The 19,637-nt window shown below is 72.7% G+C and carries 19 protein-coding genes; 12 read left to right on the top strand and 7 right to left on the bottom strand.

Annotated elements, in window-relative coordinates; genetic code table 11:
* The first annotated feature begins 76 nt into the window (after positions 1-76).
* The 3 genes from ACZ5VC_RS18120 to ACZ5VC_RS18110 all read left to right on the top strand — a co-directional run bounded on the left by ACZ5VC_RS18120 (position 77) and on the right by ACZ5VC_RS18110 (position 3,428).
* Positions 77-1,441: an alkaline phosphatase PhoX gene (locus ACZ5VC_RS18120; protein WP_469121018.1), complete on the top strand. Its 1,365-nt coding sequence runs from the start codon at positions 77-79 to the stop codon at positions 1,439-1,441.
* A 209-nt stretch (positions 1,442-1,650) separates the two neighbouring features.
* Positions 1,651-2,478: a PPK2 family polyphosphate kinase gene (locus tag ACZ5VC_RS18115; RefSeq protein ID WP_469121319.1), complete on the top strand. Its 828-nt coding sequence runs from the start codon at positions 1,651-1,653 to the stop codon at positions 2,476-2,478.
* Between the two features lie 83 nt (positions 2,479-2,561).
* The gene (locus ACZ5VC_RS18110) at positions 2,562-3,428 is read left to right on the top strand and encodes a polysaccharide deacetylase family protein (protein WP_469121318.1); all 867 of its coding nucleotides are present in this window, start codon (positions 2,562-2,564) and stop codon (positions 3,426-3,428) included.
* On the opposite strand, the gene ACZ5VC_RS18105 is transcribed toward ACZ5VC_RS18110, so the two are convergent.
* The 4 genes from ACZ5VC_RS18105 to ACZ5VC_RS18090 are packed head-to-tail and all read right to left on the bottom strand — an operon-like array spanning position 3,429 to position 5,885.
* Positions 3,429-3,644 carry a hypothetical protein gene (locus tag ACZ5VC_RS18105; RefSeq protein WP_468704259.1) on the bottom strand — a complete coding sequence of 72 codons (216 nt, stop codon included), beginning with the start codon at positions 3,642-3,644 and terminating at the stop codon, positions 3,429-3,431. It lies immediately after the preceding gene.
* A 14-nt stretch (positions 3,645-3,658) separates the two neighbouring features.
* Complete coding sequence (locus tag ACZ5VC_RS18100; RefSeq protein ID WP_469121017.1) at positions 3,659-4,327, bottom strand: ABC transporter; 669 nt, start codon at positions 4,325-4,327, stop codon at positions 3,659-3,661.
* On the bottom strand, positions 4,324-5,184 hold the full coding sequence (locus ACZ5VC_RS18095; protein WP_469121016.1) for an ABC transporter ATP-binding protein: 861 nt from the start codon (positions 5,182-5,184) through the stop codon (positions 4,324-4,326). Before ACZ5VC_RS18095 ends, ACZ5VC_RS18100 begins: the two co-directional genes overlap by 4 nt.
* A gap of 23 nt (positions 5,185-5,207) precedes the next feature.
* Positions 5,208-5,885 (bottom strand): AIM24 family protein, encoded by a 678-nt coding sequence (locus ACZ5VC_RS18090; protein ID WP_469121015.1) that lies wholly within the window; start codon positions 5,883-5,885, stop codon positions 5,208-5,210.
* Between the two features lie 112 nt (positions 5,886-5,997).
* On the opposite strand from ACZ5VC_RS18090, the gene ACZ5VC_RS18085 reads away from it, so the two are divergent.
* From ACZ5VC_RS18085 to ACZ5VC_RS18060, 6 genes are all read left to right on the top strand, one after another.
* Positions 5,998-6,753 (top strand): peptidyl-tRNA hydrolase, encoded by a 756-nt coding sequence (locus tag ACZ5VC_RS18085; protein WP_469121014.1) that lies wholly within the window; start codon positions 5,998-6,000, stop codon positions 6,751-6,753.
* Positions 6,754-6,870: 117 nt separating this feature from the next.
* Positions 6,871-7,635 carry a DUF4142 domain-containing protein gene (locus tag ACZ5VC_RS18080; RefSeq protein ID WP_469121013.1) on the top strand — a complete coding sequence of 255 codons (765 nt, stop codon included), beginning with the start codon at positions 6,871-6,873 and terminating at the stop codon, positions 7,633-7,635.
* Between the two features lie 131 nt (positions 7,636-7,766).
* Positions 7,767-9,341, top strand: coding sequence for an MbnB/TglH/ChrH family RiPP precursor modification enzyme (locus ACZ5VC_RS18075; protein ID WP_469121012.1), 1,575 nt, complete (start codon positions 7,767-7,769; stop codon positions 9,339-9,341).
* A gap of 5 nt (positions 9,342-9,346) precedes the next feature.
* Complete coding sequence (locus ACZ5VC_RS18070) at positions 9,347-10,435, top strand: TIGR04222 domain-containing membrane protein (protein ID WP_469121011.1); 1,089 nt, start codon at positions 9,347-9,349, stop codon at positions 10,433-10,435.
* Between the two features lie 88 nt (positions 10,436-10,523).
* Positions 10,524-11,276 carry a TIGR04222 domain-containing membrane protein gene (locus ACZ5VC_RS18065; RefSeq protein ID WP_469121010.1) on the top strand — a complete coding sequence of 251 codons (753 nt, stop codon included), beginning with the start codon at positions 10,524-10,526 and terminating at the stop codon, positions 11,274-11,276.
* A gap of 148 nt (positions 11,277-11,424) precedes the next feature.
* A complete protein-coding gene (locus ACZ5VC_RS18060; RefSeq protein WP_469121009.1) occupies positions 11,425-13,032 on the top strand; it encodes an alpha/beta hydrolase in 1,608 nt (535 codons plus the stop codon).
* A gap of 59 nt (positions 13,033-13,091) precedes the next feature.
* Here the strand turns inward: ACZ5VC_RS18060 and hemQ are convergent, their stop codons facing one another.
* Both hemQ and hemG read right to left on the bottom strand, forming a co-directional pair.
* The gene (hemQ, locus tag ACZ5VC_RS18055) at positions 13,092-13,805 is read right to left on the bottom strand and encodes a hydrogen peroxide-dependent heme synthase (protein WP_468704279.1); all 714 of its coding nucleotides are present in this window, start codon (positions 13,803-13,805) and stop codon (positions 13,092-13,094) included.
* A 4-nt stretch (positions 13,806-13,809) separates the two neighbouring features.
* Complete coding sequence (gene hemG / locus ACZ5VC_RS18050) at positions 13,810-15,252, bottom strand: protoporphyrinogen oxidase (protein WP_469121008.1); 1,443 nt, start codon at positions 15,250-15,252, stop codon at positions 13,810-13,812.
* Between the two features lie 94 nt (positions 15,253-15,346).
* On the opposite strand from hemG, the gene ACZ5VC_RS18045 reads away from it, so the two are divergent.
* Positions 15,347-16,720 carry an FAD-dependent oxidoreductase gene (locus tag ACZ5VC_RS18045; RefSeq protein WP_469121007.1) on the top strand — a complete coding sequence of 458 codons (1,374 nt, stop codon included), beginning with the start codon at positions 15,347-15,349 and terminating at the stop codon, positions 16,718-16,720.
* A gap of 66 nt (positions 16,721-16,786) precedes the next feature.
* On the opposite strand, the gene hemE is transcribed toward ACZ5VC_RS18045, so the two are convergent.
* Complete coding sequence (hemE, locus tag ACZ5VC_RS18040) at positions 16,787-17,848, bottom strand: uroporphyrinogen decarboxylase (protein WP_469121006.1); 1,062 nt, start codon at positions 17,846-17,848, stop codon at positions 16,787-16,789.
* Positions 17,849-17,939: 91 nt separating this feature from the next.
* Here hemE and ACZ5VC_RS18035 point away from each other — a divergent pair, with 91 nt between their 5' ends.
* Both ACZ5VC_RS18035 and ACZ5VC_RS18030 read left to right on the top strand, forming a co-directional pair.
* Complete coding sequence (locus tag ACZ5VC_RS18035) at positions 17,940-18,617, top strand: DUF3000 domain-containing protein (protein ID WP_469121005.1); 678 nt, start codon at positions 17,940-17,942, stop codon at positions 18,615-18,617.
* A gap of 290 nt (positions 18,618-18,907) precedes the next feature.
* Complete coding sequence (locus ACZ5VC_RS18030) at positions 18,908-19,570, top strand: helix-turn-helix transcriptional regulator (RefSeq protein ID WP_101390672.1); 663 nt, start codon at positions 18,908-18,910, stop codon at positions 19,568-19,570.
* Positions 19,571-19,637 lie beyond the last annotated feature (67 nt).

The raw sequence follows: 19,637 nt of genomic DNA, 5'->3' as shown, positions 1-19,637 counted from the left end.
GCATGGTTCACGCGTCAGCACCCTGCGTGATACACACATGCGGGTCACATCCTGTCTGCCAACAGGGAGTTGCCACATGTCCGCAACACGACGTCAGATCCTGGCCCGCACCGGCGCGTCCGTCGCCGGTGTCGCCTTCGCCGGGGCCTTCTCCGAGCTCTTCGCCGGAACGGCCGCCGCCCGGGGCCATGCCGGATACGGTCCCCTCGTCCCGGACCCGGCCGGACTGCTCGATCTCCCCCGCGGCTTCCACTACAAGGTCCTCTCCAGGGAGGGCGACCCACTGCGCTCCGGCGAGGGCAGGGTCCCGAGCAACCACGACGGCATGGGGGCCTTCGCGGGCCGCCGCGGATGCGTTCACCTGGTCCGCAACCACGAGAACCGGGTCACCGGGAAGATCGGCGTCCCCACGGTCGAGGGGCTCACCTACGACCCGATGGGCAAGGGCGGCTGTACGGCGCTCGAGCTGGACGGCCGCAACAACGTCCTGCGTGAACGGGTGGCCATCGCGGGCACCGCGGTCAACTGCGCGGGCGGGCCCACCCCGTGGGGCACCTGGCTCACCTGCGAGGAGACCGAGGACCGGGCCGGCACCAACGGCTACACCAAGGACCACGGCTTCATCTTCGAGGTGGACCCGGTCGACCCGCACCGTACCGGGGCCGTGCCGCTCACCGCGATGGGGCGCTTCCAGCACGAGGCGATCGCCGTCGACCCGCACAGCGGAATCGTGTACGAGACCGAGGACGCCTTCGACAAGCCCTTCGGGCTCTTCTACCGCTTCCTTCCCGAACGTCCGCTCGGCGGCACCGGTTCGCTGCGCGCGGGCGGCGCCCTGGAGGCGATGCGGGTGCCGGGCGTGGCCGACCTCTCCGTCGTCCAGGAGACCGGGGCGAGCTTCGACGGCGTCGAGTGGGTCCCCGTACCGGACCCGCTGGCCGTGCAAACCCCCGTCCGCCTGCAGGACTTCGGCCCGAAGGGCATCACCCACGCCCAGAAGCTGGAGGGCTGCTACTGGCGCGGCAGCTGCGTGTACTTCGTCTCCAGCTTCGCCCGGTCCAAGGACGGTTCGGGAGCGGACCACTTCGGCCAGGTGTGGCGGTACGAACCGGACCGGCGGCGTCTCACGCTGGTCGTCGTGTTCGGGCCGAGCACGGACGTCCAGCTGCCCGGTGAGTCCCCCGACAACATCTGCCTGGCGCCCAGCGGCGGTCTGATGGTGTGTGAGGACGGCGACGGCGCGCAGCACGTGTTCGGGCTGACGAAGCGGGGCGAGGTGTACGCGATGGCGCGCAACGCACAGGCGCTCACACCGGCCGGCGCGGACGCGCCCGAGTGGGGCGAGTTCGCGGGCGTCACGTTCTCGCCGGACGGCAACACCATGTACGTCAACTGCTATACGCCCGGAACCACCTTCGCGGTGACCGGGCCGTGGCGCTGACCTAGGCGGCCCTCCCGGGGGGGGTGCCGCGCTCGCGGCCCGCCCCGTTCCGTCGCACGATCGAAAGGACGCGCGAGGGAACGGACCGGAAGGGGCGCCCAGTGGCGAAGAAGGAGAAGAACGAGAAGAGGGAGAAGAAGAAGGCCGGGGCGGGAAACGGGGCGGGGAAGGGAGCGAAGCCGAAGCCGCCCCCGGCCCTCCGTGACCTCCTGCGCGTCACCGAGGGCGAGCGCCTCGACCTCTCCTCGTACGCGGCCGACGCCCTCCCGGCGGGTCCGGCGGACAAGCTCTCCGCACTGGCCGCCACCGCCCGGATGGGCGAGCGGCTCGCCGCGCTCCAGGAGCGGCTGTACGCGGCGAGCACCGCGGGCGACCGCAGGCGCCTGCTGCTGATCCTGCAGGGCATGGACACCAGCGGCAAGGGCGGCACGGTCAAGCATGTGATCGGTCTGTTCAATCCGTCGGGCTGCCGCATCAAGGCCTTCAAGGCCCCGACGCCCGAGGAGCGCAGGCACCCCTTCCTCTGGCGCGTCATGCGGGAGCTTCCGGAGCCGGGCACCATCGGCATCTTCGACCGCTCGCACTACGAGGACGTGCTGGTCCCCCGGGTCCGGCAGCTGGTCCCCCGCTCGCTGGTCGAGCGCCGCTACGGCCAGATCAACCAGTTCGAGAGGTACGTCGCCGACGACGGCGTGACCATCGTCAAGGTCTTTCTGCACCTCTCGTACGAGGAACAGCGCCGACGGCTCCTGGCACGCCTCGACAACCCCGAGAAGCACTGGAAGTTCAGCCCGGGCGACCTCGAGGACCGGGCCCTGTGGCCCGCCTACCAGGAGGCCTACGAAATCGCCCTGGAGCGCTGCTCGACGGACGCGGCCCCCTGGTTCCTCGTACCGGCCGACCGCAAGTGGTACCGGAACTGGGCCATCAGCACGCTGCTCCTGGAACATCTGGAGGAGCTCGACCCGACGTACCCGCCGGGCGACTTCGATGTGCAGGAGTGCCGCAGACGGCTGCTGACGGACGGGGACGGCTGATCGCACGGTTGGCGGTACTGCCGGTCATACAAGCCAATAAATAGATCAGATACTTTCCGTACGTGACCATTCCTGTACGAAAAATGTCGGCGCTGGCTCTGCTGGGCGCCGTTCTGGTGGGCTGCGGGGGCGGCTCCGACAGCGCGCGCGTGGGGACGGGGGGCGTGGCCTCGCCTTCCACGGCTCTCGGTGCGCCCTCCGGAAGGCCGTCGCAGGCCGCTCCGAAGGCGCCGCCCGCCAAGGCGCCGCCCACCATGGCACCGGGCCCCGCCGGGCTCACGCCGGTGTTCGAGCGGGGAGCCAAGGGGGCGGCCGACAAGGTCGTCGCGCTCACCTTCGACGCCGACATGACCGCGGACCAGGGGCCCCGCGCGGCGGGCGGCGAGCGGTTCGACAACCCGGCACTGATCGGGACGCTGCGCCGCCTCAAGGTCCCCTCGACCGTCTTCATGACCGGGCGCTGGGCGGAGGAGTACCCGGAGCAGGCCAAGGCGATCGGCAACGACCCGAACTTCGAGATCGCCAACCACTCCTACAGCCACTACTCCTTCAAGGCACCCTGCTACGGGCTTCCGGTGCTGGAGGAACAGGAGATGGCCGCGGACGTCCAGCGGGCCTTCGGGGCGTTCCGCAAGGCGGGCGCGCGCAATGTGGTGCCGTACTTCCGGTTTCCCGGCGGCTGCTACGACGACGCGGCACTGAGGTCCCTCGTCCCGGCGAAGGTGACCGCGGTGCAGTGGGACGTGGTCAGCGGCGACGCCTTCGCCAAGGACGCGGACGCGGTGGCCGACCAGGTCCTCGCGGGCGTGAAGCCGGGGTCCCTGGTCGTGATGCACTGCACGCGCAGCGCCGCGCCGGTCACCGAGCAGGCCGTCAACCGGATCGTGCCCGAGCTGCGGCGGCGGGGCTACCGCTTCGTCAAGGTCTCCGAGCTGATGGCCGGGCGCTGATCAGCCCGAGCAGGCCGTGCGCTCCGCCTCCCGCCACTCGCAGACCGGGCAGAGCGTGATGCCCTTGGTCGACTCGGGGTACTCGGTGGGCTCGCGGCACAGGACGCACTCGGCCCAGGGCGGGCCGCCGGCGGGCTTCGGCTCGGCGGCGGCCGGCTCGGGACCGCAGTACGCGCCCGCGGGTGCCGTGTCCGTCGTCCTCTGCTTCTCGTCCATACCTTCGAGCGTACTCAGTCCCGCCAGGCGGTGAGCCGACAGACCACGGCGACGGCTCCGGCGGCCACGGCGGCGGCGCCCGGGAGCGCGAGCCAGGGCACCTCGACGGTGCCGGCGTGCGAGCCGGTGACCAGCGCCGTCACGGCGTACTGCGCCGGCGATCCCGGCGTCACCAGCGTGAGCAGCGAGCCGACGGCGATCGCGGCCGTCGACCAGCCCCGGCCGCGGACGAGGGGCCGGGAGCCCAGGGCGCCCAGTGCCACGCCGATCAGCACGCAGACGGCCGCCGTGACGAGGCCGGCGAGGCCGGCGGGCAGCCGCGGCACCGGGTGCTGCGAGTCCGCCGACGTTGCCGCGCCCATGGCGGTGACGACGGCCGTCGACACGACCGCGAGCAGCGTCATGCAGCCTGCGGCGGCGAGCACCGCGGCCAGGTGGGCGCGCTCCCTTCCGGCAGCGGCGGCGACCACGGTGCGCGCGGCGGGCGGCTCCTGGGTGAGACAGACGCGCACGAGCCAGGCGGTGACGGGCACCAGGGGCGCGCTCGCGTAGCCGAGGGACCCGAGGACCGGCTCGCCCCCGCGCACACCGATCCCGAGGAGGGCGACGAAGAACAGGAAGGGTGCCGGCCATCGCTGGGAGCGCAGGAGCAGGGCCGTCTGATAGCGGACCAGCGGTGTCATCGGACGGCCCCCTCGTCCGGCGCGCGGTCGGCTGTCTCTTCTTCGGTGCGGTCCTGCGCCGCTCCGAGCGCGTGGATGCGCCACGGTGGGTCGGCCGTCAGCAGGGCGCGCAGCACCGCGTCGGAGTGGGTGTCCTCCACCGTGAGGACCGCCGTGCCGCCCGGGCCGGGAGCATACGAAGGCGCTCCGGGCAGCCCCTCGGGGAGTACCGCGCCCGAGGCCACGATCCGGACCCGCGCGGCCGGGGGCCCTGCGGACGGGTTCCGCCGCAGCGGTCGGCCGCGTTCGAGGGTGTACACCGCGTCGGCACGGCCCGCGAGCCGGCGCGGGTCGTGGTCGACGAAGACGACCGTGCCCCCGGCCGCGACCCGCCGGCCGACCGCGCGGTCCAGCTCGTCGCGGGCCGCCGTGTCCAGACCGGTCCAGGCCTCGTCGAGGACCAGCAACTCCGGCTCGGTCAGCAGCGCCTGGGCCACGGCGACCTTCTGGCTGGTGCCCTTGGAGAGCTCGGCCATCGGGGTGCCGGCGTGGCCCTCCGCGCCGAACCGCTCCAGCCACCGCGCGGCCCGGGCGGCCGCGTCGGCCCGCCGCAGCCCGTGGATCCGGCCGAGGTGGACCAGGTATCCGGCCGCGGTGAAGGGCAGAGCGGCCGGGAAGCGTTCGGGGACGTACGCGGTGCGCCGGGGCCTGCCGGTGATCGTGCCTTCGCTGGGGGCGTCGATACCGGCGATCAGCCGCAGCAGGGTCGACTTGCCGGCGCCGTTGGTGCCCTCGACACGGACCAGGGTGCCGGGGGTGAGACCGAGATCGGCCCCCCGCAGCACCCATGGTCCGCGCAGGCCGTAACGCCGGCCCACCCCTTGGAGGCTCAGTGTGACGTTCAGTTGGCCGATGCCTTCTGCGGCGTGAGCTCGCTGGGCCGGACGATCACGAAGCCGTCGCCCTCCAGCTTCAGCTGGACCGCCTCGCCCGAACCACCGCGGATCATCGAGCCGATGGACTGCGAGCGGTGCAGCGAGGTGTGCAGCTGCGCGCTCCAGCCGACCACGGCGTCGGTGTCGACGAAGACCGGTGCCTGCGGCGAGACGGGTATGACGATCGGGTTGCCCTCACAGACGACGGCGAGCTTGCCGTAGCCGGTGAAGACGCTGTTGAAGAGGCCGCCGCCGGTCATTCCGGCGCCCTTCACCGTCTTGATCTCGTAGGACAGGGTGGCGTCGAAACACAGCACGTTGCGGCCGTTGATGGTCAGGGCGTCGCCCTGGTCGACGTCGACGATGAAGCAGTTCTGCGCCTCGTGCGCGAACCAGGCCTCGCCCTGGCCGCGGACGGCCATGAGCGGCAGACCCTCGCCGGTGACGGCGCGCTTGAGCATCCCGCCTATGCCCTGGCCCTTGCGCTCGAACTGGAGATTGCCGCGGAAAGCGATCATCGCCCCCTGCCGTGCGTGCATCTCGCCGTTGACGGCGTACTTCACGGACTTGGCGTTCTGCAGGGTCATCCCGGGGACGGTCGCCTGCTGCGCCATGTTCTCGGAGGAGAAAAGATCGCTCTTCATGCGGGCATGGTGTCCCGGAACTCCCCATTCCGCCAAGAACGGGCCTCATTCCACCAGGAACGGTCCCCATTCCGCCAGGAACGGGCTTCGACGCCGATGGCAGACTGGCCGGGTGAGCAGCCATGACGCCCAGGAACCCGTGAACGTCTCGCGCGACGAGGCCCCCCAGTTCGTCCTTCCGCTGGTGGTACGCATCGAGAAGGACGCGCCCCCGGCCCGCACCGACGCGCTGGAGACCGCCGCCCGCGCGGTGCTGGCGATCCTCGCCGACGAGCGGTCGGCCGGGGAGGGAGAGTGGGCGCAGGTCATGCGCGACTGGCAGGACGCCCGGATCCGCAAGGTGGTTCGGCGGGCGCGCGGCGCGGAGTGGCGCCGCGCCTCGGCGCTGCCCGGCATCACCGTCACCGGTGACACCGCGGAGGTACGGGTCTTCCCGCCCGTCCCGCTCGACGGCTGGCCCAAGGAACTCGCCAAGCTCCAGGTGTCCGGCACCGAACTGGACGACCCGGCCGCGCCGGGCACGCCCGCCCCGGGGGACGCGCTGCTCTGGCTCAACCCCGCTCTCGACATGTCGGCCGGCAAGGCGATGGCTCAGGCGGGGCACGGGGCCCAGTTGCTGTGGTGGGAGATGGACGACGCGGACCGCACGGCGTGGCGGGCGGCGGGCTTTCCGCTGGCGGTGCGTACGGCGCGCCCGGACCGGTGGGCGGAGCTCACGACGAGCGGGCTGCCGGTCGTCCGGGACGCGGGATTCACGGAGATCGCCCCGGGTTCGTGCACCGTGGTCTCGGACTTTCCGGTCGTACCGCTCGTCGCCCGTGACCGTACCGCGCACGGCGTCACGGAGCGTACGGCGGAAGTCGACTGAACCTCTGAACGGGACCGTACTGGAATCCGTACCTCCCAATACTGCCAAGTAGGTTGAACACCCGCACGGTTGGCTGTTCATTCTGCTGTGTCACATTTCGGCTCGGGAGGCACATTGTTGCGACGCATCAACGGGACGGCACTCATCATCGCGGCACTCGTCGCCACAGTCGGCGCGCTCGCCTTCCCCGTCTGGTCGTACGCCGACCGCTCCGGCACGGGGCAGGCCAACCTCAACGCGTCGAGTGTGGCCACCCAGTGGGGACCGTTGTCCGCGACCGACCGCGATTTCCTGGTGAAGGTCCGGCTGGCCGGGCTGTGGGAGCTGCCCGCCGGCCAGCAGGCGATCGAGCGCGCCCCCAGCCAGGCGATCAAGGAGGCCGGTGACCATCTGGTCGTCGGCCACACCGACCTCGACCGGCGCGCCCGTGACGTGGCGGCGAAGCTCGGCGTCGAGCTGCCCAACCAGCCGAACGAGCAACAGCAGGGCTGGCTGCGGGAGATGTCGGCGGCGAGCGGCCAGGAGTACGAGCGGAAGTTCGCCAACCTGCTGCGCAACGCGCACGGCAAGGTCTTCGCCCTGGTCGCCCAGGTCAGGCACACCACCCGTAACACCCTGATACGGCAGCTGGCCACCGACGCCAACCAGACGGTGCTCGACCACATCACCATGCTGGAGGCGACCGGTCTGGTCGACTTCGACGCACTGGCCAACGAGGCGGCGTCCGGCGCGACCGCGAGCCCCTCGGGACCGCCCGCGCCGAACGGGAACCTGCCGCCCGTCCCGTCACCGGCCGTGCCGACGGGCACGGACCAGTCCTTCACCTCACGCCCCTCCACCCAGCCGGGACCGCCGACGGCGATCAATACCAACCGCCCCTGAGGCGCCCGGCCCGGGGCTCCTCCCGGCGGAACCTCAAATGAAGCTCTGAACGTCCCCTCCTTCGGGTTCACCGCCGTCCGGCGGGGCCATCACCCCTGCACCGCCGCACAACGGGGCGCAGAGGAGGGGACATGACGAAGCTCGCAGGTGAACTCGGAATCGGTATCGGGTGGCGTCCGGAGATGGCGGACGCGGTGGAGGCGCTGCCCGGTATCGACTGGGTGGAGGTCGTCGCGGAGAACATCTGCGCCGGGCATCTCCCCGATTCCCTGACCCGTCTGCTCGCCCGCGGCACGAAGGTCGTCCCGCACGGCGTCTCGCTGGGCCTGGGCGGCGCGGACCGCCCGGACGCGGGGCGGCTCGCGGAGCTGGCAGCGAAGGCCACGGCGCTGGGCGCGCCGCTGGTCACCGAGCACATCGCGTTCGTGCGGGCCGGGGGGCCGCTCACCGCCACCGCGCCGCTGGAGGCCGGTCATCTGCTGCCGGTCCCCCGCACCTGGGACGCGCTGGACGTCCTCTGTGAGAACGTCCGCATCGCCCAGGACTCCCTGCCGGTGCCCCTGGCGCTGGAGAACATCGCGGCGCTGATCGCCTGGCCGGGAGAGGAGCTGACCGAGGGGCAGTTCCTGGCGGAGCTGGTCGAGCGGACCGGAGTGCGGCTTCTGATCGACGTGGCGAACCTCCACACGAACCACGTCAACCGGGGCGAGGACCCGGCGAAGGCGCTGTCCGAGCTGCCGGTCGAGGCGATCGCGTACGTCCATGTCGCCGGCGGCGTCGAACGAGACGGCGTCTGGCACGACACCCACGCCCATCCGGTCCCCCGCCCGGTCCTGGACATCCTCCACGACCTGGCCACGCGCGTGACCCCGCCGGGCGTCCTGCTGGAACGGGACGACGACTTCCCCCCGGCGGAAGAACTGGCATCCGAACTGACGGCGATCGGCGCGACGCTGAGCGCGGCGGAGGCCGCGGGGGGCGCGGGCGCGAGGGCTGTCGCGGCGGGCGCGGGCCCGATCGCCGCCGGTGCGGACGCGGGCGCGCTGACTGTCGGCATGGGCGCGGGCGCGAGGGCTGTCGCGGCGGGCGCCGGCCCGATCGCCGCCGGTGCGGACGCGGGCGCGCTGACTGTCGGCGTGGGCGCGAGTACGCGTGCGGCAGCCACCGCCGCGCGGCCCGGTGTCGCGCGCGAGACCCTCCAGCCCGCCCTTGTGGGTGCCGGGGCGGCGCTCGCCGGGCCGCCCGAGCCGGGCTCAGCCGCTCGTACGGCGCCGGCCGGGCCCGATCGGAAGGACGACGCGGCGCGGGAGCGCGTGGGGCTCGCGCAGGCCGCTCTGCTGTCCGCGCTCGTCGCGGGAACTCCCGTACCCGAGGGGTTCGACTCGCGGCGGCTGCGGGTGCAGAGCCGTGCGCTGGCCGCCAAGCGGGCCGACGTGGTCGCCAAGGTCGCGCCCGAACTCCCGCAGATCCTCGGAGCCGGCTACCGGTCGGCCTTCCTCACGTACGCCAGGACCCGCCCGATGCGCGGCGGCTACCGCCGTGACGCGCTGGACTTCGCCGAGCACCTCCTCCTTACGGACCTGCCCGCGGACGCAGCCGCCCGGCGCCGGCTGACACGCTGGTGGCGGGACCGAGCCGGTTCACGGCCGCCCGGCAGGGCCATCCGACTCGTCCGCGCCGCCCGCGCCGCCCTGGTCGGGGGGTGAACGGCATGAACACGCTCGCCGTACTGATCTGGGTCGCCGTCGCCGTGAGCTCCCTCCTCCTGCTGGTCCACGCGCGCTCGGTCCGGCGCGGGCCCGGCGGTTCCGTCCACGATCTGTCGGAGGTCGCCTTCCTCAACGGCGGACCGGCGCGGGTCGTCGACACCGCTCTCGCGGCGATGCGGGAGGACGGCCGGATCCAGGTGGGCGGCCCCGGCATCGTCGCCGTGGTCCGCCCGGTCGCCCGCGACCATGTCGAGCGCGCGGTGCTCCACGAACTCGCCTCGGCTCCCAACGGCGCCCTGCACACCCTGCGTCTGGCCGTGATGCGCAACCCCGCGGTCCAGGAGATCGGCGACGGGCTGGCCGCGCGCGGGCTCATGGTGGCGCCGGCGGCCCGGCGGACCGGTGTCCGGTGGGCCACCGCCCAGGGCCTCGTCTGCCTCGCGCTGTTCCCCGTCTCGATGGTGATCACCTTCTGGGTGATGACCGACGCCGAGCGCGACGGCGATGTCTTCTTCGTCCTCAAGGTGCTGCCGGCCCTGGTCGCGGGGGCGCTCTTCGCGCTGTTCTGCGGTGGTTACGCCGCCGGACGGATCACCGCGGCCGGCCGGCGCGCCGCCGCCGAGTACCACCGGGACCACGTCTACCACCCCGACGCCGGCCACATGGTGGCGCTGCGCGGCCTGCGGGCCGTGCCCGACCCCGTGCTGCGGGCGCAGTTGATGACCGCCGCGGCGATGTCCGGGCAGCGCCGTGGCGGTGGCTCCGGCCGGCCGTTCCCGGCTTCCTCGGGCTCTTCGTCGCCCGGGGACCTCTTCCCGGTCGCGGTGTGGTGTGCGTCGAGCGGCGGCGGCGGGTCGAGCTGCGGCGCCACCGGCGGGCCGCAGGGGGGCGGTTCCTGCTCCGGTGGGGGTGGTGGTGGATCGAGCTGCGGCGGGTCCAGCTGCGGTTCCGGCGGCGGTTCGGGCGGCGGATCGGGCTGCGGAAGTTCGAGCGGCGGGTCCGGTTGCGGGGGTTCCAGTGGCGGGGGGTCGAGCTGCGGAAGTTCGAGCGGTGGGGGGTCCAGCTGCGGGGGTTCCAGCAGTTCCGGCTGAGGCCCGCCGCCGGTGACGCAGTGTCACCACCCGTCCGTATACTGAGAAACCCGTGGCGCGCCGCCGCCCCTTCCCGTAGAACTCCGCCATGCTCTGGGTCCCCTTTCTGCTGGTGGCGTGTGTCGCGGCCGGTCTCAGTTGTGCTCGCCTCTGTCTGGCCGCCCTCGAAGCCGCGACCCCCGGACCGCCGGACGAGGCGGACGCCCGTGAGCTGACTCTGGCCGAGGCGGCGTACCTCTCCGGGGGTCCCCTGCGGGTCACCGATCTGACCCTGGTGTCGATGCACCGCCACCGCCGGCTCCTGCTCGCGCACACCGGCTGGGCCACTGTCGTCGACCCCCGGGGCAGGGACGCCCTGGAGCGTTCGGTGATCGGGGCGATCGGCCCCGACGGCCAGAACAGAACAGCCGCGATACGGCCCGTGGTGGCCGCCGCCGACGCCGTGCGCGCCCTCGCCGACCGGCTCGTCAGCGCGGGTCTGGCCGCGCCGGAGGGCGGCCGCCGCAGCGTCGCCGCCTGCGTGCGGGCGGTGCGGGGGGCGCTGTTGCTGACCCTGACCCTCGCGTTGGGGGCGGTGCCCGCGCTGCCCGGCACGGTCACCGTGACCGAACTCGCCTGGTTCACCCTGCCGCTGGTACTGACCTCCGGCTGTCTGCTGATAGCGCGGATGGAGGTGTATCCGTACACCCGCTGGGCCTCCCCCACCGGACAGGCGCTGCTCTCCACGCTCTCCCCCGACGATCCGCTCACGGCCGTCGCCATGGGCGGTGTGCAGGCCCTGGACGATCCGCGGTTGCGGGCGGCGATCGACGGCCGCGGAGGGGCGCGGCCCGACCACTGACCCGGCCGCTCGCGGGCGGCCGGGGGCGCATCGGAGTCATTGGTCCCGACACCGCACGGAGATCCTTTACTTTCACCGGCCGCCCCGCCAACGATCCCTTCTGTCCCCCGGCGCCGCCCACGGCGCCGTGTCGTACGAAGGGAGCTCGATGAGAGCCGTCGCCCTGTACGGAGCACTCGGATCACTGGTGCTGTCCGCCCTCGCCGTCGCCCCCGCCGGAGGGCTCGACGTGACCACCGCCGAAGCACGCGGCACCGCACTGGCCGCCGAGCGGGCCGCCAGGGCAGGTGTCTCCTTCGGTCCCTGCCCCGCCGTGGAGAAGCTGCCGTCGTCGGTGCTGTGCGGCACGGTCCAGGTCCCGCTCGACTACGCCGAGCCGGACGGCCGCCGCATCTCGCTGACCGTGAGCCGGGGGCGGGCCACGGGCAGGAAGGCCCAGCGGCAGGGAGCGCTGATCTACAACCCCGGGGGCCCCGGCGCCTCCTCGATGTACTTCCCGATGGCGGCCCGGCTGCCCGAGTGGAAGCGGATCGCCGGAGCGTACGACCTGGTGGGGTACGCGCCGCGCGGCGTCGCCCGTTCCGCGCCGCTCTCCTGCCAGGACCCGGCCGACTTCCTCAAGGCGCCCACACAGGCGCCGACCGAGCCGTCCCCCTCGTACAAGCTGGAGCGGATCGCGCAGGCGAAGGCCTATGCGCAGGGCTGCGCGCGCGGGGGCGGTGAGGCGCTGCGCCACTACACCTCCCTCAACAACGCCCGCGATCTGGAGGTGCTGCGGGCGGCGCTGGGTGAGCGGAAGCTGACGTTCATGGGCGCCTCGTACGGGACGTACTTCGGCGCGCTGTACGCGACGCTCTTCCCCGGGCACGTACGCCGCATGGTCTTCGACTCGGCGGTGCACCCTGCCCCCGGGCAGATCTGGTACCGCAACAACCTCGACCAGTCACCGGCGTTCGAGCGGCGCTGGGCGGACTTCCGGGGGTGGGTGGCCAGGCATCACAAGACGTACGAGCTCGGCACCACGGCCGAGGAGGTCGGGCGGAACTACGAGAAGGCCCGCGCCCGGCTCGCCGAGCGCCCGGCCGGCGGAAAGGTCGGTCCGGGCCAGCTGCACGCCGCGTTCCTGAAGGCCGCGTACTACGACGACTACTGGCCGATGCGGGCCACCGCCCTGTCGAAGTATCTGAGCGGCGATGCGAAGCAGCTGATCGACCAGGCGTCGCCGCGCGAGGCGGACGCGGTGGAGGAGGAGAACGGGAACGCGGTCTACACGGCCGTCGAGTGCAATGACGCGTCCTGGCCGACGGACTGGGCGGTCTGGGACCGTGACAACACCGCGCTCGCGAAGGCCGCGCCGTTCGAGACGTGGGACAACGCCTGGATGAATCTGCCGTGCGCGTACTGGTCGGCGCCCCGGCAGAAGCCGCTGGACGTCCGGACCGCGCCGGGCGCGCTGCCGCCGGTTCTGATTCTGGCCGCCGAGCGCGACGCGGCCACACCGTACGAGGGGGCGCTGGAGCTTCAGCGGCGGCTGGCGGGGTCGGTGCTCGTCACCGAGCAGGGCGCCGGAACGCACGGGGTGGCGGCCGGCCCCAACGCCTGCGTCAACCGCCACCTGGAGAACTATCTCCTCCATGGGCAGACGCCGGTGCGGCGCGCTGCGTGCGCGCCGCACCAGGAGCCGGACCCGGTGTCGCTGGAGCGGCGGGTGGCGCGTGAACCGGGCATGCTGCCCGGGCATCCGCCCGCCGTCTGATCTTCCGGGTCAAGGGGTGGTGGGCTCTGGTCGGGGGCCCACCACCAGGTCGTCGGCCGTCAGGCCAGGCCCGCCACCAGGTCGGCGACCGACTTGCGGCGGCCGGTGTAGAACGGGATCTCCTCGCGGACGTACATCCGCGCCTCGGAGGCCCGCAGATGACGCATCAGGTCGACGATGCGGTACAGCTCGTCGGCCTCGAAGGCCAGCAGCCACTCGTAGTCGCCGAGCGAGAAGGAGGCGACCGTGTTGGCGCGGACGTCGGGGAAGCCACGGGCCATCTTGCCGTGGTCCGCGAGCATCCGGCGGCGGTCCTCGTCCGGCAGCAGGTACCAGTCGTAGGAGCGCACGAAGGGGTAGACGCTGACGTAGTCGCGCGGCGTCTCGTCGGCCAGGAACGCCGGGATGTGCGACTTGTTGAACTCGGCGGGGCGGTGCAGCGCCATGTTCGACCAGACCGGCTCGAGGGAACGGCCCAGCCTGGTGCGGCGGAAGAGGTTGTACGCCTCCTGGAGCTCGTCCGAGGTCTCGGCGTGCCACCAGATCATGACGTCGGCGTCGGCGCGCAGGCCGGACACGTCGTACGTGCCACGGACGGTGATGTCCTTGGCGGCGAGCTGGTCGAACAGCTCCTGGACCTCGTCGGCGTAGCCGGTCCGGTCCTCGGGCAGGACGTCGCGCAGCTTGAAGACGGACCACAGGGTGTAGCGGATGACCTCGTTGAGGTCCTTCGCCTTCTTACCGGCGTTCGGGATCTTTTCGGGCGCACTCATACGGCTATTCTCGCCTGTCGCTCAGCGTGCCCCGCGCCAGGGTGGGCGTGGCGATGATCTCGTCCGCGGCGCGGTGGGCGCTCGCGACGCACGCCGGGATGCCGACGCCCTCGTACACCGCGCCGCACAGACGCAGGCCGGGCAGGCCGGCGACGGCCTCCCGGATGCGCGCGACGCGCGCGAGGTGGCCGACCGGGTACTGCGGCAGGCCGCCGATCCATCGGGTGACCTCGGTGGCCACGGGCTTCGCCGCGAGGCCGGTGGCGGCGCCGAGGTCCTTGAGGGAGACGGACACGAGGTCGGCGTCCTCGCGGTTCAGCTGCTCCTCCTCGCCGTAGCGGCCGACCGAGGTGCGGAGCACGAAGAGGTCGGGCGCGCGGCTGGAGACCCACTCCCATTTCTGGGTGGAGAAGGTGGACGCCTTGATGGTGTGGCCGTCGACGGGCGGTACGAGAAAGCCCGAGCCGGGCAGGGCGTCGATGTCGGCGCGCCGGAAGGCCAGGGTCACCAGGGCCATGGACGCGTACTCGACCTCGCCGAGTTCGGCGGAGGCGGTCGGCGACACGGCCGAGAGAAGCGCGGAGGCGGACCACGCGGGGGTCGCGAGGATCACCGCGTCGGCGGTGACGACTCCGGTGTCGGTCCGGATGTGCCAGCCGTCGGCGGCCCGGGTGAGGCCGAGGACGGGCGTCTCGGTGTGGATGTCGCCGCCCTGGGCGCGGACGGCGTCGGCGACGGCCAGGGGCAGCGTGCCGATGCCCCCGTCGATGCCCATGAACGCCGCGGCGGGCTGCGCGGCGCCGGACCCGGCCACGTCGGCCGGCTGGGCACCGGCCCGCTGGACGGCGCGCACCGCCTCGGTGAGCGTGCGGTGGGTGCGGGCCTCGTCGAAGAGCCTCGGGACGGCGGCCCGCATGGAGAGCCGGTAGGAGTCTCCGGCATAGACCCCGCCGAGCAGGGGCTCGACGAGCCGGTCGACGACCTCGTGGCCCATGCGGGCGGCGACGTACGCGCCGATGGCGACGTCGTCGCCGATCTCGGTGGGCGCCAGCTCCTGGTCCTGGCCGACGCGGCGCAGACCGTCGGCGGAGAGCAGGTCCCCGAGAGCCCTGGCGTCGCCCGGCACGCCCATGACATGGCCCTTGGGCATGGGCCGCAGGGCGTCGCGGGTCCAGACGGACGCGGTGGTGGTGGCGGGCGGCTGGAGCCGCTCTCCCAGGCCGACGGCACGCGCCAGGTCGATCGCCTCGGGGCGGCGGGCGAGCATCGACTCGGCGCCCAGGTCGACGGGGACGCCCTCGATCTCGCCGGTGTGCAGCTTGCCGCCGAGCCGGTCGGAGGCCTCCAGCAGGGTGACGCGTACCCCGGCGGAGAGCAGCCGGTGGGCGGCGGCGAGGCCGGCGATGCCGCCTCCGATGACGACGACATGGCCCGTGCGTGTGTGCATGACCCCACTGTCTCAAACGCCCGCCGGCCGGTGGCAGCGCCCCGAGGTGACACACGGACGGGACTCAACCGGCGCCCGGACGTAGCGTGTTCGCATGACAGAGCGACTGGTGGTCGTCGGAGGCGACGCGGCGGGCATGTCCGCCGCCTCACAGGCCCGCAGGCACAAGAGCCCCGAGGAGCTGGAGATCGTCGCCTTCGAGCGCGGTCACTTCACCTCGTACTCGGCGTGCGGGATCCCGTACTGGGTGGGCGGTGACGTCGGGGACCGCGACGAGTTGATCGCCCGTACGCCCGAGGAACACCGCGAGCGGTCGATCGATCTGCGGATGCGGGCCGAGGTGACCGAGCTGGACGTGCCGGGGCAGCGGGTGCGGGTGCGGGACCTGGAGTCCGGCGAGGAGAGCTGGACCGGCTTCGACAAGCTGGTCATCGGCACCGGCGCCAGGCCGGTGCGGCCGGATCTGCCGGGCATGGACGCGGCAGGCGTGCACGGCGTGCAGACCCTCGACGACGGCCAGGCGCTGCTGGACTCGCTGTCGGCCGCGCGGGGACGGCGGGCGGTCGTTGTGGGCGCCGGGTACATCGGTGTGGAGATGGCGGAGGCGCTGCTGAACCGGGGCTACGAGGTGACCGTCCTCAACCGCGGCGAGCAGCCGATGGCCACCCTCGACCCCGACATGGGCCGGCTGGTCCACGAGGCGATGGACGGTCTGGGGATCACCACCGTCGGCGGGTCGGCCGTCACCAAGATCCTCACGAGTGAGGACGGCCGGGTCCGCGCGGTCTGCACCGACGACGCCGAGTATCCGGCGGACGTGGTGGTCCTGGGCATGGGCGTGGAACCGGAGACGACGCTGGCGCGGGCGGCGGGGCTGCCGCTCGGTGTGCACGGGGGGCTGCTCACCGACCTGTCGATGCGGGTGCGGGGGCACGAGAACATCTGGGCGGGCGGCGACTGTGTCGAGGTCCTCGACCTGGTGTCGGGCCGTGAGCGCCACATCGCGCTGGGCACCCACGCCAACAAGCACGGTCAGGTCATCGGCGCGAACGTGGGCGGCGGGTACGCGACGTTCCCCGGGGTGGTCGGCACGGCCGTGAGCAAGGTGTGCGCGCTGGAGATCGCCCGCACGGGCCTGCGGGAGAAGGAGGCCCGCGAGGTCGGCCTGCGGTACGTGGCGGTGACCATCGAGTCGACCAGCCGCGCCGGGTACTACCCCGGAGCCGCCCCGATGACGGTGAAGATGCTGGCCGAGCGCCGCACGGGCCGTCTCCTCGGCGTGCAGATCGTCGGCCGGGAGGGCGCCGCGAAGCGGGTGGACATCGCCGCGGTGGCGCTGACGGCGGGGATGACGGTGGAGCAGATGACGGCCCTGGACCTGGGCTACGCGCCGCCGTTCTCACCGGTGTGGGACCCGGTGCTGGTGGCGGCCCGCAAGGCGCTGGCGGCGGTTCGGGCGGAGGGCTGAGCGGGTCCTGCGTACCGGTGTTCCTCGGCGCTCACCGCCGGTCCCCCGGCGGCGAGCGCGGTGGCGTCAGCGCGCGGTCTGCGTGTGGACGTACTCCACCAGACGCGTCAGCGCGTCCGGGTCCGTCGTCGGCAGGACGCCGTGGCCCAGGTTGAAGATGTGCCCCTCCAGACCGGACGCGGCGTCCAGGACCTCGCGGGTCTTGGTCTCGACGGCGTCGGTGGTGGAGAACAGGACGGCCGGGTCGAGGTTGCCCTGGAGCGCCTTGCCGGGGCCGACGCGCCGGGCGGCCTCGTCCAGCGGGATGCGCCAGTCCACGCCGACGACGTCGGCTCCGGCCTCGCCCATGAGGCCGAGCAGCTCGCCCGTCCCCACACCGAAGTGGATGCGCGGGACGCCGTAGGAGGCGACCGCGTCGAAGACCTTCGTGGAGGCGGGCATCACCGAGCGGCGGTAGTCGGCGGGGGCCAGCGCGCCGACCCAGGAGTCGAAGAGCTGCACGGCCGAGGCGCCCGCCTCGATCTGGACCTTGAGGAAGGCGGCGGTGATCTCGGCGAGACGGTCGAGCAGGTCCGCCCAGAGTTCGGGGTCGCCGTACATGAGCGCCTTGGTGTGCTCGTGGTTGCGCGACGGGCCGCCCTCGACGAGGTAGCTGGCCAGGGTGAAGGGCGCGCCCGCGAAGCCGATCAGCGGGGTCGGGCCCAGCTCGCCGGTGAGCATCCCGATGGCCTCGGTGACGTAGTGGACGTCCTCCGGGGTCAGGTCGCGCAGCCGGGCCAGGTCGGCGCGGGTGCGGATGGGGTCGGCGACGACGGGTCCGACGCCGGGCTTGATGTCCAGGTCGATACCGATGGCCTTGAGGGGCACCACGATGTCGCTGAAGTAGATCGCCGCGTCGACCTTGTGGCGCCGCACCGGCTGCAGGGTGATCTCGGTGACGAGCTCGGGCATCATGCACGAGTCGAGCATCGGGATGCCCTCGCGCACCTTCAGGTACTCGGGCAGCGAGCGTCCGGCCTGCCGCATGAACCACACCGGCGTGTGCGGCACGGGCTCCCGGCGGCACGCCTTCATGAACGGGGAGTCGTACGTCTGCGTCTGCTGGCCCGAGGGGCGGTTGGCACTCACGCCCAGAATCTTCGCATGTGCGGGCAAGCGGCCGGGCCGGGCCGGGTGTCCCTCCCTGCGCGAGGCCCCCGTTCCGCCTACTCTTCCCCGCATGGCTGCGGCTCAGGGACAGTTTTCCGATCATTCCGACGGCACCGAAGGCACGGAGAGCACAGAAGGGAACTCCGTCCCACCCACCTTCCGACTGGCGGTGGAGGCGCTGCGGGCCGCGAGGCTGCGCCCGGAGATCGAGGTCGACCCGACCCGGCCGCCGCAGCGCCTCGCCCCGTACGCGTACGCACTGGAGGCGGCGGTCGTCGAGGGCGAGGAGGATCTCGCAGACGGCCGGCTGGTCCTGCTGCACGATCCGGACGGCCATGAGGCCTGGCAGGGCACGTTCCGGCTGGTGACTCTGGTACGGGCGGAGCTGGAGCCGGAGATGGCGGCCGACCCGCTGCTGCCGGAGGTCTGCTGGTCGTGGCTGACCGGCGCGCTGGAGGCGCGCGGCCTGGCCTACGGGGAGGCGAGCGGCACCGTCACCCGTGCGGGGTCTCACTATTTCGGTGGACTGGCGGAACGGCTGCCGGCGACCCAGATCGAGATCAGGGCGTCCTGGACGCCGCGCGAGGGCCACGGCGGGGTCCCGGACACGGCGGCGCACCTGGCGGCCTGGTGCGATCTGCTCTGCCAGATCGCGGGCCTGCCGCCGGTCGGCGCGGGGCCGGCGGAGACGGGCACGGCCGCGGGTGTGGTGTCGCTGCCACAGCGCCGAGGGCCGCAGCAGACGTAGCCGGGAGCGAGGCCCGCGCGGGCCCGGCAAGTGCGAAGACAGGCCCTAGGATGCCGCCCCCGGTGCGATGCGCCGGGGGCTCTTCGCTGGGGTCCATCCGTGCGGCTCACTCGTAGGATGATCGATCACGCGTCCGAATTGCACCAATTGTTACTCACCAAATCGTGATCTTTCTCTAAAGGAGGAGAAGGTACCTGCCGAAGAGGTCAATGACCCTTCAAGCACGGGTTCGCCCCCGGCTTCTCTTCCCCGAGCCGGCTCCGTCCCGCACCCCCTTTCCAGGAGGCCTGGTGTCCGTTCTCCTCGAGCAGCCCGCAAGCCTGGTCGCCTACCGCCCGAACAAGCCGACGGCCATGGTCGTCGTGGCCGACCCGCGCGTCCGTTCCACCGTCACCCGCCACCTGTGGGCCCTCGGAGTGCGTGACGTCATCGAGGCGTCGTCCATCGCGGAGGCCCGTCCCCGCGTCGGCAACCCGCGCGACATCTGCGTGGCCGACGTCCACCTGCCCGACGGTTCCGGGCTGACCCTGCTGTCCGAGACCCGCGCGGCCGGCTGGCCCAACGGCCTGGCCCTGTCGGCGGCGGACGACATCGGCGCCGTACGCAACGCCCTCGCGGGCGGAGTCAAGGGCTACGTCGTCACCGGTACGAGAACCAACATCGGCCACCCCACCCGCCCCGGCGCCGCCCCCATCGGCGCCGCCGCCGCCCGTATGCACCGCCGGCCCCCCGGCGCCCCGAGCCACCCGGGCGGCTACCGCGAACTCTCCGGCCGTGAGGTCGAGGTCCTCCGCCTCGTCGCCGAAGGCCAGTCCAACAAGGCCATCGGCGTCTCGATGGGCCTGTCCGCACTGACCGTCAAGAGCCACCTGGCCCGCATCGCCCGCAAGCTCGGCACCGGCGACCGGGCCGGAATGGTCGCCGTGGCCCTGCGCACCGGGATCATTCACTGACAGGTTGACGAAACATCGGCGCCCGTCGACGGAACGTTCCGTCGACGGGCGCCGTCCGTTCACAGAT

Source organism: Streptomyces sp. NPDC033174 (assembly GCF_055577795.1).
Note: the sequence above shows the minus strand (reverse complement) of the source record. Positions and strands in the feature narration are given on the sequence as shown.